This is a genomic window from Pseudomonas sp. AB39(2026) (genome assembly GCF_059831485.1).
This window is the reverse complement of record NZ_CP195212.1, coordinates 4617252-4631093: the sequence shown is the minus strand read 5'-3', so window position 1 is coordinate 4631093 and position 13842 is coordinate 4617252. Positions and strand designations below refer to the sequence as shown.

The window sequence follows — 13842 nt, the reverse complement described above, 5'->3', positions numbered from 1 at the left end:
CTCCATCCGCGCAAGCCTGCAAGACTTATAGCCACTGGCCATTATTTTGCATAGTGGCCAGTGATTACCCCCGACGGTATCAGACAGGAGACCGGCGTCTACCTGGCCTGGATTCGCCATGCGCGGTGGATGCGCTCGTTGCGTGCGAAGTCCGGGTCAATGGTATGCCGGCTGATGTCCTCTACGGCGTAACGGCCTGCTATGTCTTCGTCCATCACGAAACGACGGAAATTGTTCGAGAAATACAGCACCCCGCCTTGGGCGAGGCGGGCCATGGCCAGGTCCAGCAAACGCACATGGTCTCGCTGTACATCGAACACCCCTTCCATACGCTTGGAGTTGGAGAAGGTGGGTGGGTCGATAAAGATCAGGTCATACTCCCCTCGTTCTGCCTCCAACCAAGTCATCACATCGCTTTGAACCAACTGATGCCGCTCGGACAGGCCATTGAGCGCCAGATTGCGGCGTGCCCAATCCAGATAGGTACGTGAAAGGTCCACGCTGGTGGTGGAGCGGGCATTGCCCTTGGCAGCATGGACAGTGGCAGCCCCGGTGTAGCAGAACAGGTTGAGGAACCGTTTGCCTTCGGCCTCGCGCTGAATGCGTGTACGCAGGGGGCGATGGTCAAGGAACAGGCCGGTGTCCAGGTAGTCAGTGAGGTTGACCAATAGTCGGGCCCCGGCTTCGGTAACCTCCATGAAGGCCCCTTGAGTCCCTTGACGCTCGTACTGACGCGTACCGCTCTGGCGCTCACGGCGCTTGAGCACCACCTGCTTGGGGTCTACGCCCAGCGCAACCGGAATCGCTGCCAGTGCATCGAACAGGCGCGCCTGTGCCTTCTGAGGGTCGATGGACTTGGGCGCTGCGTATTCCTGTACGTGGACCCAACCTTGGTAAAGGTCGATGGCAAAGGCATACTCGGGCATGTCGGCGTCGTACACGCGGTAGCACCCTATGCCCTCGCGACGGGCCCACTTGCCCAGTTTCACCAGGTTTTTCTGCAAGCGGTTAGCGAACATCTGTGCGCCTTCGCTTAACCGCGCCGCTTCTGCCACCGCCGGTACAGGGACCGTTGGCTGATCATAGGCCTGCGGGTCCTGGTTAGCCGGCCCGGTGCGGCGCTCACCGGTCACGAACTGCTGGGGTACCACATCCAGCAGCAGGAGCTTGCAGGGCAAGGCGCCGTTCCAGAAGGCATACTGCTTGTGGCTGCGGATCCCCATGCGCTTGCCCAGGTCTGGTGCAGCAGTAAAAATTGCCGCCTGCCAGTTCAGGCAGGCCTGGCGCAAGCGCTCGCCCAAATGCTGGTACAGGTAGACCAGGCTGGCCTCGTCGCCCAGGCGCTCGCCGTAGGGTGGGTTGCACACCACCAGGCCTTTCTGGTTCTGGTCGGGCCGCGGCTCGAAGGTAGCGACTTCGCCTTGGTAGACTTTGATCCAGTCGCTCAAGCCAGCACGTTCAATGTTATTGCGAGCCGGCTGGATCAACCGAGGGTCGGCCTCATAGCCACGAATCCAGGTGGGCTTGCGTGAAAGCCCTTCGCGCGCTCGGTCGGTGGCCTCGTCATGTACCTTGCGCCATACCGCCGGAACGTGCCCCAACCAGCCACTGAACCCCCAACGCTCGCGACGAAGGTTCGGCGCCAGGTCGGCGGCTATCATGGCAGCTTCTACTAGAAAAGTGCCCACACCACACATGGGGTCAGCCAACGCGCCACCCTCCGCAGCCAAGCGCGGCCAACCGGCCCGAATGAGAATCGCGGCTGCCAGGTTTTCCTTCAGCGGCGCAGCACCCTGCTGCAGCCGGTAGCCCCGCTGGTGAAGGCTATGGCCGGACAGGTCCAGAGACAGGATGGCTTCGCCGCGGTCCAGGCGTAAGTGAATGCGCAGGTCAGGGTTGAGCTTGTCCACGCCTGGGCGTTGGCCGTCTGGGGCGCGCAGGCTGTCCACGATCGCGTCCTTGACCTTAAGCGCCCCAAAATGCGTGTTGTCGATGCCCGAACCATGGCCACTGAATTCGACTGCCAACGTGCCAGTGGGCTCCAAATGGTCGGCCCACTCCACCTCGCGCACGCCGTGGTACAGATCTTCGGCGTTTTTCATCTGGAAGCGCTTGAGCACCAGCAGCACACGGTTGGCCAGCCGGGACCATACGCATAAACGGTAGGCCGTCTCCAGGGTGGCCTCCCCACGTACAGCAGCGGTGTGCTCACGCACGTCGGCCAGGCCCAGGGTGGCCGCTTCTTCAGCAAGCAGGCCTTCAAGGCCTTTAGGGCAGGTAAGGTAAAGCTCAGCTACATCGGACATTCGGTAAAGCCTGTGAGAGGGCCGGAGAACGCATTCCCGGGCCGGTTAATCGAGCGCTGTTTCCGCCAACGCTGCCTGGGCACGCCTGTGCCTGCCGCTCGAACGTCCCTTGCGTCAAAAAGGATTAGACGTTCAAACAGCCTAAAACTCATCTGGTCACAATTAGTTACTGCCTTTCGTCGATCGTATCAACATGCACCAGCGGTGTTCATAAGAGCGCCTCTGAGCCCTTACGAGAAACAAAACACCAGAACTTTCAATCGTTTGCATTTACTGCGCCGTGAAAGAATTGTTACGGCCTTATGTCTGAAGGCACTAAAGGTGAATATCTTATTACAAAACGTTCATTCCCTCTGCCTTCAAGGTTGTTTAGAAATGAAGCCAGGCCTTACCGCAAGGGTAAGGCCTTCCAAGCCTGCGACGCCGGCAGCAGGCCTTTATCACCGGCAGTCGATGACTGCCCGGCCCACAGTGGCCGACGGGACATCAGTCAACAAACGAGGGCTACACCCTATGAGAAGACTCAAGCGTGATCCGTTGGAACGAGCATTTCTTCGCGGCTATCAGAACGGCCTCAGTGGCAAATCCCGAGAGCTGTGCCCCTTCACCCTACCTTCGGTCCGGCAAGCGTGGATCAATGGCTGGCGCGAGGGCCGTGGTGACAACTGGGATGGCATGACCGGTACGGCCGGGCTCCATAGGCTCAACGAACTTCACGCGGTCGGCTGACACCCGACAGTTTCCTCTGTTTCACCGCGCCTTATCCAGGCGCTAGCCCATTCCATTTTAGTGAATGGACCTGCAGGGGCACCACAGGCGTGGTCGCCCCTGCCCCTCTCCCTTCACTTTGCTGAGCGGACCCAGCCCGGCAGTGCCGCAATGGCATCCACCGACTCCCGGATCAGCGCCGGCCCTCGGTAGATGAACCCTGAATACACCTGCACAAGGCTGGCCCCGGCTTCGATTTTTTCAGCCGCATGAGCGCCTTCTGTAATGCCGCCTGCTGCGATGATCGGAACCTCGCCTTTCAGCGCCCCTGCCAACAGCCGCACGGTGTGCGTACTCTTCGCACGCACCGGGGCACCCGACAGCCCACCGGCTTCCTCTCCATGCTGCAACCCCTCTACCCCTTCACGGGACAGTGTGGTGTTGGTAGCGATCACAGCGTCCATGCCTGTAGCGCGTAGGGCAGCCGCTACCTGAAGGGTTTCCTCATCGGTCATGTCGGGCGCGATCTTGATAGCCAGCGGCACGCGTCGCCCGCTGCTTAGGGCCAAGGCTTCACGACGGCTTGCCAAGGCATCGAGCAGTGTTTTTAGAGAGTCACCGAACTGCAGGCTGCGCAGGCCAGGTGTATTGGGCGAGCTCACGTTAACCGTCACGTAGCTGGCGTGCTCATGAACCTTGTTCAAGCACAGCAGGTAGTCCTCGTGAGCACGCTCCACGGGTGTGTCGAAGTTCTTGCCGATATTGATGCCCAGCACCCCTGTGTATCGGGCTGCTTTTACCTGAGCAACCAGGTGGTCGACACCCAGGTTGTTGAAGCCCATGCGGTTGATGATCGCAGTGGCTTCTGGCAGGCGGAACAGCCGCGGGCGTGGATTGCCTGGCTGAGGGCGTGGCGTAACTGTGCCAATTTCCACAAAACCGAAACCCAGCTGCGCAAAACCGTCGATGGCCGCGCCGTTCTTGTCCAGGCCTGCCGCCAACCCTACTGGGTTTTCGAACTCAAGGCCTAGTACCTTGACCGGCAGAGATGCTGGGGCCTTTACCAAACGCCGGTTAAGGCCCAGCCGGCCACCGGCACCAATGAGGTCCAGCGACAGGTCATGGGAAGTTTCGGCGGACAGCTTGAACAGCAGTTGGCGGGCCAGGTCGTACATGGTCGGCGTGCTCGGCATGGTCAAAAAACAGCCGGCAGTATATAGGCCGAAACCGGTTTTGTCGGCACTGGTGGTAGATTCGTTACAGGCCAGGCTCAACCTGATGGTTTACCTAACCGCTGCCCACAAAAAAGCCCGGGCAATGCCCGGGCTTTTTCTGAAACTCAGTGCAATTACTTGGCTTGAGCTTCTACTTCAGCTTCTACGCGACGGTTGATCGCGCGGCCAGCGTCAGTGGCGTTGTCAGCAACTGGGCGGCTTTCGCCGTAGCCAACAGAGTTCACACGACCACCTTCAACACCGTACTGGTTAACCAGAACGTTACGAACAGCGGCAGCGCGCTTCTCGGACAGCTTCTGGTTGTAAGCGTCGGTACCAACGGAGTCGGTATGACCTTCAACGGTGGTGGTGGTAGCCGGGTATTGCTTCATGAAGTCGGCCAGGTTCTTGATGTCGGCATAGCTGTTAGGCTTGACGACCGACTTGTTGAAGTCGAATTTCACGTCCAGTTCAACACGAACGGTTTCAGCAACGGCTGGGCAGCCATCAGCGTCAACAGCGGTGTTGGCAGGGGTGTTCGGGCACTTGTCGACGTTGTCGCAAACGCCGTCGTTGTCCGAGTCGGAGCACACTTCAGCCACTGGAGCAGGAGCGGCAGCTACTTCTTCCTGCTGCTTGGCGCCGCCACCGAAGTTCACGCCCACACCAACGCTTGGAGCCCACTCGGTCTCGCCACGGTCGATGTTGTACATGGCTTCAACGCCAGCACGTGCGTAGATGTTTTCGGTGAAGTAGTACTTGGCGCCGCCACCAGCGTTGAAGAAGGTGGAGTGGTCACGACCTTTGTGGCCGTTCGCTTCGACGTTGCTGATGCTCTGCTGGGAGAAGCCAGCGGAGAGATACGGACGCAGGCCTACACCTGGGGTACCGAAGTGGTACACGGCGTCCAGGGCAGCGTTGCCACCGTGGATTTTCTGGTTATCGGTGCCGTTGTTCGACCGAATGTTGTGGATGCCGTCGTAGCCAAGGCGCAGCTCAACGTCGTCGGTCAGGAAGTAACCGATCGAGCCGCCGTACAGGTTGGCATCGTCCAGGTCACGCGAACTGTCGGTGTAGTACTTCTTGGTGAACAGCTCACCCTCGACAGCGCCTTGGCCCTGTGCCAGTACGCCGAAAGAGGTTGCGGCAACAAGAGAGCCAATGGCCAGGCCCAAGGTGTTTTTCAGTTTCATCCGTTAAATCCCCATCTGGTGATTGTTAAGTGATCCCACCAGGACTGCGTGGGACAACTTGGCGGCAATTCTAGCAGAACTTGCACGCCAGTTAGAGAGAACCGCGTTCCGTTAAGTTTCCATAACGTTAGCGAATTTCTCGCGCAGCTTGTCGAGCGCGCGTTTGTACCGCATTTTCGTCGCGCTCAGACCCATGTGCATGATGTCTGCGATTTCCTGGAATTCCAGCTCTGCGACAAAACGCAGCACCAGGATTTCCCGATCAATCGGGTTCACATGCACTAGCCAACGGTCAAGACCGCCGCGCTCCTCAGGCTTCGGGGATTTCTCCTCCGAGGCTTCTTCCACCGGATCGAGGCTCAAGGCATCCATTAGCCTGCGCTTGCGCCTCTCCTTCCGATACTGCGTGATGCATTCGTTATAAGTGATGCTGTAAAGCCACGTTTTGAATTTCGACTTACCTTCGAAATTCTTTAGGCCATACAGCACCTTCAGCATCACTTCCTGACAGACATCGTCAGCGTCTCGATCGTTCCCAAGGTAACGCGAGCATACGTTGAACAGGGTCCGCTGGTAGCGGCGCATCAATTCCTCGTAGGCACGCGTCACATGGAATAGCTCTTCATGCGAACGGGCTACCAGCTCTTCATCGGAAAGCGCTAGTGGGTCGTATCGCACGGCGGGCGTTGGCACTTTAATCAAAACGGTTCAGGCCGCAGGTCAGGTCAGATGCACCGCTCGGCCCACGGGGGCCGGCAATTTTTCGCGGCGGGCATACTAGCAGAATATGCACGCCTAGCGGCTACTGACCTTCTCTGCGAGCAGCACACGGTTCGATACCGACACCCACTCACCTTCCTCCGTGACAACCGTTGTTTTCACGGTACCAATTTCTTCGATGTGCCCTTCAAGGTCGCCAACACGCACCTGCTGGCCTACCTGATACAGCTCACGCACATAAATACCTGCCAGAATCTGCCCGGCAATGTCACGGCTTCCCAGCCCCATGGCGAGGGCCACGGCCAGACCAACGGTTATGAGCGCGATCACAATCACATGGTTGAGCAGGTCGGTCTTGATCTCCAACTGGCTGATGGCCACGGAAATACTGATGATAATGACCAACCATTGCGATACCCGCCCAAGGCCGCCGGCATAGTCTATGCCTACCCCTTCTGCAGCACCGCGCACAATGCCGTTCACCAACTGGGCAAGCAACACGCCGACCAGCAGCACCAGCACCGCCCCGAACACTTTGGGCAGGTACAGGGCCAAGACGTCCAGCGTGGCCGATACCCGCTGCAAACCTAAGGATTCGGCCGCCGATACCAGGAAAATCAGCAACACGAACCAGTAGACAATTTTCCCTACCACTGTAGAGATGGGAACGCGCACCCCGGCACGGCCCATCAATTTGGTAAGGCCTGTGCCTGCCATCAAGCGGTCCAGGCCTACCTTTGCCAGTACGCGCGACAGCAGCGCATCGAGCAGCTTGGCGACCACAAACCCCAACAGGATCACCACCAAGGCGCCGAAGAGGTTGGGAATGAAGCCAGCGACTTTGGTCCACAGGGCGGTCATTGCGGTGACCAGGCTTTGGGTCCAGAGGTCGAGTTCCATGTTCAATCAGCCTTATCCGCGCAGTGCGCGGTACGGGTACGGCGGGAAACAGGCGTTACATGCGGCGCACCCTGGCTCAAGGCGAGCGCACCAGCCTGGAAGCAGCGCCCGATCAGCCCGAACAGGTCCTGAGCGCCTACCTGACGGTTGGCGGTCTTGAGCACCCGGCCAAGACAGGCACCGTCGTCACGGCCTTCGGGCGCAGCGTTCAGCATGTCCTTCAAGGACTGTTCAAATGGATCGTGCATGCATTACCTCACGAATGTGACTTAAAGACGCACCGCTCTCAGGCCGGGTCACATCCTTTGCACAAAACCTCATACCCAGCGAAGGCGCCGATACAGCAACCACTGCCCCACCGCCACCGCCAGGGTGATGCCACAGGTAATGAAGAAACCCTCAGGGTTGTCAGCGCCAGGCAGCCCGCCGACGTTCATGCCCAGCAAGCCGGTAATAAAGGTGATAGGCAGAAAAATCCCGGTTACCACACCAAAGCGGTACATGGTGCGGTTCATCCGCTCGTCCAACTGACGCTCTTCGGCTTCGAGCAGCAGCGCCACGCGTTCACGGTTGAGCTCCAGCTCCTCCAGGTAGCGAATGAGGCTATTGTTCAACTCATTCCAGTAACCGCTGTCTTCCCCCGCAAACCACTCAGGGCCGTTGCGCGCCAGCAAGGCAAACAGGTCACGCTGGGGGGCCAGAAACCGCCTGAGCCCAGCGGTGCGTCGGCGCAGGTGCAGCAAGCTGGCATGCTCGGGTGCATACCCTTCTTCAGCGTCTACCCGCTCTTCTTCGGTATCGAGGGTATCGGTGAGCTGGTCGATCACCGCTTGAATACGGTCAGTGAGGCGTTCGGCCAGGTACAGTACGAGGTCTGCCGAGTTTTTTGGCCCCGTGCCTGCCGCCAACCGAGCGACCAGGTCCTCAGTGGCGCGCAAGGACCTGAGCCTTAATGAAATCACCCGGCGCTCTTCAGCGAAAATCCTGACGGACACCATGTCTTCAGGTTGCGCACCGGGATTAAGGTTGATGCCCCGCAGAAACAGCAGAAATTGAGACTCGGGCAAGGGCACTAGCCGAGGACGGGTATTTTCCTCCAGCAACAGGTCGCAGGCAAAGTCGTTCAGCCCGCTACGGTCGCGCAGCCACGCCTGAGTCTGGGCATGGCTGCGGTCCCAGTGCAGCCACAGGCTTTCATGTTCGCCGAGTTGCAGGCCTGCCAGCTCCGCCTGGGTGATGACACGCGCGCCACCCTGGCCATCGAGGACACGCGCGTGCACCAGCCCTCCGGCGTTGTCTTGTTCTACCATCGGTGATCATAGTTCCTGAGGATTCACTGGGGCATGCTCAAAGGCACGGGCGATATGATCACGCCATTATTGTCAGCATACAGGTAGCTGCCAGGGCGTAACGTGGCACCGGCGAACGTGACCGGGATGTTGTGATCGCCAAGGCCACGCTTGTCGGTTTTCATGGGATGGGTCGCCAAGGCCTGCACGCCGATGTCCAGCTGCGCAATCACATCCACATCGCGGATGCAGCCGTAGATCAGAATACCTTCCCAGCCGTTGTGAACCGCCTTTTGCGCCAGCATGTCGCCAAGCAGTGCGCAACGCAGCGAACCACCTCCATCCACAACCAGCACCTTGCCTTTGCCATCGATGTCCACCTGGGCCCGGACAAGGGAATTGTCCTCATGGCATTTGACGGTCACGATTTCGCCACCAAAAGAATCCCGACCACCGAAATTGCTGAACATCGGTTCAAGCACCTGGACATGTTCGGGGTAGGCGTCACACAGATCAGGGGTAAGGTAGTGCATGGTTGAACTCCTGTTTCTTTGATCGAAGCGATGGTTAGAGGTCAATACCGAGGCGATCCCCCTCATACACCACCGGCCAGCGTGTAAGCGCACCGCACTGAGCCAGCCGAGGCCGGCCACTGTGGACGTCGAACTCGATGCCGTGACGGCGGCAGCGCAGCATGCCGTTGGCCAAGGTGCCGTCATGCAAGGGCGCACCTTGGTGCGGGCAGCGGTTTTCGAACAAGAGGTGCTGCCCCTGATCGACGATCAGCAGCAATTGCCTCCCGGACACTGCAAAGGCGCGTTTGTAGCCTTCATCCAGGTTGATCAGCCGTTCCAAGGTCACGAACACAACACCACCTCATTACCGGGTTGATCACAGCTTAGCCGCCACCTCGGCCGTTGCCATCTCATCTGGCACGCTGGCCTGAGGCAGCCCACGCGACGGGGCGGCCAACCAGCGCTGTACCAAGGGCCATACCTCGGCCTGGGCTGCCTTGCTCACTAACATGTCTACGTGGCCGAAGTCCTGGGTAAACCCCTGAGCACGGCCCAGCAGCAAAAACTGACCACCTCCGCCGAAGCGCTCGAACAACTGTTCGCAGGCCCAGGCCGGGTCCTGGTGGTCGCCCGCGCCGGCAACCACCAGCAGTGGTACGTGAACACTGGCAAGCCCTTCGCGCCAGTCTGCCCCGCCTCGGCCGGCTCGGCGCCGCAGCCCGTACCAGCGAAGCAGTTCCATGGCGACACCCGCAGGTTCATCTTCGGGCCCACGCTTGAGCCGGGGCCCGGAGACATGGTCGAACCCGCGCAGCAGCACGCGAAAGAGCCAGTTGAGCGGGGCCACCCGTAGCGGCCAGGCTGCGCGGCTGACCTGGCTACCGAACAACCCTACGCCCGCTACGTCTGCGGCAGTGAGCGTACCTTCACCCAACGCAGCCGCCAGCGTGATACCGCCCAGGGAGTGCCCCAGCCAGAACGGCCGCTGGTTGCTCAGCTCGGCCACAAAGGCGTTGATCACCGGCAGGTCATGGCGGGCGTAATCAGCCACGCCGTTATGGCGATAGTTGAGGTTGCGGGGCGACAGGCCATGGCCTCGCATTTCGGGAATCCATACGTCAAACCCGGCACGCGCCAAAGAAGCGCCAAGCCCGATCCCCTTGGGGGAATACCAGAACCGCCGGTTGGAAAAGCTGCCATGCAACAGAATGACCGGCGCGCCACGCCCCGGGCCGTTAGGGTCCGCCAGGCCCAACCGGGTAACGGCCAGCTCTACGGAAGGGTCGGGGCTGTTGCCAGCCTTGATGCGGTAAACGTCTTCACTGAGGTCGCCGCATCGCTCCGCACGGAGCAAGGCGACTGGGAATAAACGGCTGCTGCTTTGCATGGTTCACAACTGTAGAAGGAGGGAATACATCTCAGCGCTTGAGACAACGTAAGCACCTGGCCTTGCCTGAGTGGGCAAGGCCAGGTGCTTACAGAATATCTGAGAGGCACCGCTGAACGGTATCCTCTCAGGCCTGGCCTTCTGCCAGGAAGAACCAGGTTTCAAGCACCGAATCCGGGTTCAGGGACACGCTTTCAATGCCCTGCTCCATCAGCCATTTGGCCAGGTCTGGGTGGTCGGAGGGGCCCTGGCCGCAAATGCCGATGTACTTGCCAGCCTTGTTGCAGGCCTGGATGGCATTGGCCAGCAGCTTTTTCACGGCTGGGTTACGCTCATCGAACAGGTGGGCGATGATGCCGGAGTCACGGTCCAGGCCCAAGGTAAGTTGGGTAAGGTCGTTGGAACCGATGGAGAAGCCGTCGAAGTATTCCAGGAACTCCTCGGCCAGAATGGCATTGGACGGCAGCTCGCACATCATGATCACGCGCAGCCCGTTTTCGCCGCGCTTGAGGCCATTGCTGGCCAGCAGGTCTACCACCTGGCTGGCTTCGCCTAGGGTGCGCACGAATGGCACCATGATCTCAACGTTGTCTAGGCCCATCTGTTCACGCACACGCTTCAACGCCCGGCATTCCAGTTCGAAGCAGTCCCGGAAGGATTCGCTGATGTAGCGGGAGGCACCGCGGAAGCCCAGCATCGGGTTCTCTTCGTCAGGCTCGTACAGTTTGCCGCCGATGAGGTTGGCGTACTCGTTGGACTTGAAGTCCGACAGGCGCACGATCACCTTCTTGGGGTAGAAAGCAGCGGCCAGGGTGCTGATGCCTTCCACAAGCTTTTCGACGTAGAAGCCCACCGGGTCCTCGTAGCCGGCAATGCGCTTGTCGACGCTGTCCTTGATGTCGGCAGGCAGGTCGCTGTAGTTCAACAGCGCCTTGGGGTGAACGCCGATCATGCGGTTGATGATGAACTCCAGCCGCGCCAGGCCCACCCCGGCATTGGGCAACTGGGCAAAGTCGAACGCTCGGTCTGGATTGCCTACGTTCATCATGATCTTGAACGGCAACTCGGGCATGGCATCGACCGAGTTCTGCTTGATGTCGAAGCCCAGCTCGCCTTCGAAGATATAGCCGGTGTCACCCTCGGCGCAGGACACTGTCACGCCCTGGCCATCCTGCAGCAGCTGTGTGGCATTGCCACAACCTACCACTGCAGGAATGCCAAGCTCCCGCGCAATGATGGCGGCGTGGCAAGTGCGCCCGCCGCGGTTGGTTACAATGGCGCTGGCGCGCTTCATCACCGGCTCCCAGTCCGGGTCGGTCATGTCCGATACCAGCACGTCACCGGCCTGCACCTTGTCCATTTCCGACACGTCGCGAATGATGCGCACCTTGCCAGCGCCGATGCGTTGGCCGATGGCACGGCCTTCGGCCAGCACCGTGCCCTTTTCCTTGAGCAGGTAGCGCTCCATCACGTTGCCGGCCGAGCGGCTTTTCACGGTTTCCGGGCGGGCCTGCACGATGTACAACTGGCCGTCGTCACCGTCCTTGGCCCACTCGATGTCCATGGGGCGGCCATAATGCTTCTCGATGATCATGGCTTGCTTGGCCAGTTCATTGACCTCGGCATCGGTGAGGCAGAAGCGTGCGCGTTCGGCCTTGTCCACGTCCACCGTCTTGACGGAGCGGCCCGCCTTGGCCTCCTCGCCGTACACCATCTTGATGGCCTTGCTCCCCAGGTTCCGACGCAGGATCGCCGGGCGGCCTGCCTCAAGCGTGGCCTTGTGCACATAGAACTCGTCCGGGTTGACGGCCCCTTGCACCACGGTTTCGCCCAAGCCGTAGGCACCGGTGATAAACACCACGTCACGGAAACCGGACTCGGTGTCCAGGGTAAACATCACCCCGGCCGTGCCGGTTTCGGAGCGAACCATACGCTGCACACCAGCCGAAAGGGCCACCAGCTTGTGATCGAAGCCTTGGTGTACCCGATAGGCAATGGCGCGGTCGTTGAACAAGGAGGCGAACACTTCCTTGGCGGCACGGATCACGTTGTCCACGCCACGGATGTTGAGGAAGGTTTCCTGTTGGCCGGCGAACGAGGCGTCGGGCAAGTCTTCGGCGGTCGCCGAAGAACGCACGGCCACGGCGATGTCCGGGTTACCTTGGGACATCAGCGCAAAATGTTCGCGAATTTCGGTATTGAGCTGCTCGGGGAAGTCCGCGTCCATCACCCATTGGCGGATCTGCGCGCCGGTGCGGGCCAGGGCGGTGACGTCATCCACGTCCAAGGCATCAAGGGCCGCGTGGATCTGATCGTTCAGGCCGCTCTGCTCCAGGAAGTCCCGATAGGCCTGGGCCGTGGTGGCAAAGCCACCGGGTACCGACACGCCGGCACCGGCCAGGTTACTGATCATCTCGCCCAGGGATGCGTTTTTGCCCCCCACATGCTCCACATCATGGACGCCGAGCTTATCGAGGGAAACTACGTAATCTACCAAGGTGGTGTCTCCGCAAAAGGGATGGATCGAGTACCTCCAAGGTACCCGCCGGGGCCAGTGGCCCGAGCCTTTGAAATGCGTGAGAATATGAGACTCGGCGCCCAGCGAAACGGGCCTATGATATCTCAGGATCCTTCCACAGCCTAAAGCCCGGGGCGCACATGAAACGATCAGCTTTTTTTATATCCGATGGCACGGGCATCACGGCCGAAACCCTCGGTCAGAGTTTGCTCGCGCAATTTGAAAACATTACGTTCAACAAGTTCACTCGGCCTTATATCGACACTGTCGAAAAGGCCCGCACCATGGTGCAGCAAATCAATGGCGCAGCAGACCGTGACGGCGTAAGGCCTATCATCTTCGATACGATTGTGAACCAGGACATCCGCGAAATTCTCGCCACGTCCAACGGCTTTATGATCGATATCTTTTCAACGTTCCTCTCCCCTCTGGAACTGGAGCTTGGCTCGCATTCGTCGTACTCCGTGGGGCAGTCCCACTCCATTGCAGGCAATGCCAACTACATGGACCGGATCGAGGCCGTGAACTTCGCCCTGGACAACGACGATGGGGCTCGCACGCATTATTACGACAAAGCGGACCTGATATTGGTGGGTGTGTCGCGCTCAGGCAAGACACCGACGTGCCTGTACATGGCCATGCAGTTCGGCATTCGGGCAGCGAACTACCCGCTCACTGAAGAAGACATGGAGCGCCTGCAACTGCCCGCCGCCCTTAAAGCACACCGGCATAAGCTGTTTGGGCTGACCATCGACCCCGACCGCCTCACGGCCATCCGCCACGAGCGCAAGGCCAACAGCCGCTACGCCAGTTTTGCCCAGTGCGAATTCGAAGTGCGTGAAGTGGAGAGCCTGTTCCGCCGAGAAAGCATCCCCCACATCAATTCCACCCATTTCTCGGTGGAGGAAATCTCCGCCAAGATCCTGGTGGAGATGGGCGTTGAGCGGCGGTTCAAGTAGGTGCTTGAACCCGTGTGACCATTCCCCCTGTTCGCCGGCTGGCGCCGGCTCCTACAGCACCCTGCCATTCGCTGATTTGTGTGTAGGACCGGCCGCAGCCGGGGGCGGAGGCCGGGAACCTGTGGCACAAATT

Annotated in this window: 13 protein-coding genes; 2 read left to right on the top strand and 11 right to left on the bottom strand. The window is 59.8% G+C overall.

What is annotated here, in order from left to right; all coding sequences use genetic code 11:
• Window positions 1-98 precede the first annotated feature (98 nt).
• Window positions 99-2306 carry a bifunctional 23S rRNA (guanine(2069)-N(7))-methyltransferase RlmK/23S rRNA (guanine(2445)-N(2))-methyltransferase RlmL gene (gene rlmKL, locus ACSAMW_RS21380; protein WP_500591971.1) on the bottom strand — a complete coding sequence of 736 codons (2208 nt, stop codon included), beginning with the start codon at window positions 2304-2306 and terminating at the stop codon, window positions 99-101.
• 513 nt (window positions 2307-2819) lie between these two features.
• Between rlmKL and rmf the strand changes: the two genes are divergently transcribed.
• A complete protein-coding gene (rmf, locus tag ACSAMW_RS21375; RefSeq protein WP_168084199.1) occupies window positions 2820-3035 on the top strand; it encodes a ribosome modulation factor in 216 nt (71 codons plus the stop codon).
• 113 nt (window positions 3036-3148) lie between these two features.
• Here rmf and ACSAMW_RS21370 read toward each other — a convergent pair whose 3' ends face one another.
• The 10 genes from ACSAMW_RS21370 to ppsA all read right to left on the bottom strand — a co-directional run bounded on the left by ACSAMW_RS21370 (window position 3149) and on the right by ppsA (window position 12729).
• On the bottom strand, window positions 3149-4189 hold the full coding sequence (locus tag ACSAMW_RS21370) for a quinone-dependent dihydroorotate dehydrogenase (protein ID WP_500594100.1): 1041 nt from the start codon (window positions 4187-4189) through the stop codon (window positions 3149-3151).
• A gap of 173 nt (window positions 4190-4362) precedes the next feature.
• Window positions 4363-5421, bottom strand: coding sequence for an OmpA family protein (locus ACSAMW_RS21365; protein WP_500591970.1), 1059 nt, complete (start codon window positions 5419-5421; stop codon window positions 4363-4365).
• Window positions 5422-5532: 111 nt separating this feature from the next.
• Window positions 5533-6099 carry an RNA polymerase sigma factor SigX gene (sigX, locus tag ACSAMW_RS21360; RefSeq protein ID WP_168084326.1) on the bottom strand — a complete coding sequence of 189 codons (567 nt, stop codon included), beginning with the start codon at window positions 6097-6099 and terminating at the stop codon, window positions 5533-5535.
• A gap of 117 nt (window positions 6100-6216) precedes the next feature.
• Window positions 6217-7041, bottom strand: a complete 825-nt coding sequence (locus ACSAMW_RS21355) for a mechanosensitive ion channel family protein (protein ID WP_500591968.1) — start codon at window positions 7039-7041, stop codon at window positions 6217-6219.
• Window positions 7042-7043: 2 nt separating this feature from the next.
• Window positions 7044-7289, bottom strand: a complete 246-nt coding sequence (locus tag ACSAMW_RS21350; protein WP_500591967.1) for a CrfX protein — start codon at window positions 7287-7289, stop codon at window positions 7044-7046.
• A gap of 69 nt (window positions 7290-7358) precedes the next feature.
• A complete protein-coding gene (cmaX, locus tag ACSAMW_RS21345; RefSeq protein WP_500591966.1) occupies window positions 7359-8351 on the bottom strand; it encodes a divalent cation transporter CmaX in 993 nt (330 codons plus the stop codon).
• Between the two features lie 23 nt (window positions 8352-8374).
• Window positions 8375-8863 carry a ribonuclease E activity regulator RraA gene (gene rraA / locus ACSAMW_RS21340; protein ID WP_500591965.1) on the bottom strand — a complete coding sequence of 163 codons (489 nt, stop codon included), beginning with the start codon at window positions 8861-8863 and terminating at the stop codon, window positions 8375-8377.
• A 34-nt stretch (window positions 8864-8897) separates the two neighbouring features.
• The gene (locus ACSAMW_RS21335; protein WP_500591964.1) at window positions 8898-9197 is read right to left on the bottom strand and encodes a Rieske (2Fe-2S) protein; all 300 of its coding nucleotides are present in this window, start codon (window positions 9195-9197) and stop codon (window positions 8898-8900) included.
• Window positions 9198-9221: 24 nt separating this feature from the next.
• Window positions 9222-10232 carry an alpha/beta fold hydrolase gene (locus ACSAMW_RS21330; protein WP_500591963.1) on the bottom strand — a complete coding sequence of 337 codons (1011 nt, stop codon included), beginning with the start codon at window positions 10230-10232 and terminating at the stop codon, window positions 9222-9224.
• Window positions 10233-10359: 127 nt separating this feature from the next.
• A complete protein-coding gene (gene ppsA, locus ACSAMW_RS21325; RefSeq protein ID WP_500591962.1) occupies window positions 10360-12729 on the bottom strand; it encodes a phosphoenolpyruvate synthase in 2370 nt (789 codons plus the stop codon).
• Window positions 12730-12890: 161 nt separating this feature from the next.
• On the opposite strand from ppsA, the gene ppsR reads away from it, so the two are divergent.
• Window positions 12891-13709 carry a posphoenolpyruvate synthetase regulatory kinase/phosphorylase PpsR gene (gene ppsR / locus ACSAMW_RS21320; protein ID WP_500591961.1) on the top strand — a complete coding sequence of 273 codons (819 nt, stop codon included), beginning with the start codon at window positions 12891-12893 and terminating at the stop codon, window positions 13707-13709.
• Window positions 13710-13842 lie beyond the last annotated feature (133 nt).

Coding starts and splice junctions, on each gene's coding strand:
- rlmKL (WP_500591971.1), bottom strand. CDS start 2,306: ATGTCCGATGTAGCTGAGCTTTACCTTACCTGCCCTAAAGGCCTTGAA.
- rmf (WP_168084199.1), top strand. CDS start 2,820: ATGAGAAGACTCAAGCGTGATCCGTTGGAACGAGCATTTCTTCGCGGC.
- ACSAMW_RS21370 (WP_500594100.1), bottom strand. CDS start 4,189: ATGTACGACCTGGCCCGCCAACTGCTGTTCAAGCTGTCCGCCGAAACT.
- ACSAMW_RS21365 (WP_500591970.1), bottom strand. CDS start 5,421: ATGAAACTGAAAAACACCTTGGGCCTGGCCATTGGCTCTCTTGTTGCC.
- ACSAMW_RS21355 (WP_500591968.1), bottom strand. CDS start 7,041: ATGGAACTCGACCTCTGGACCCAAAGCCTGGTCACCGCAATGACCGCC.
- ACSAMW_RS21350 (WP_500591967.1), bottom strand. CDS start 7,289: ATGCACGATCCATTTGAACAGTCCTTGAAGGACATGCTGAACGCTGCG.
- cmaX (WP_500591966.1), bottom strand. CDS start 8,351: ATGGTAGAACAAGACAACGCCGGAGGGCTGGTGCACGCGCGTGTCCTC.
- rraA (WP_500591965.1), bottom strand. CDS start 8,863: ATGCACTACCTTACCCCTGATCTGTGTGACGCCTACCCCGAACATGTC.
- ACSAMW_RS21330 (WP_500591963.1), bottom strand. CDS start 10,232: ATGCAAAGCAGCAGCCGTTTATTCCCAGTCGCCTTGCTCCGTGCGGAG.
- ppsR (WP_500591961.1), top strand. CDS start 12,891: ATGAAACGATCAGCTTTTTTTATATCCGATGGCACGGGCATCACGGCC.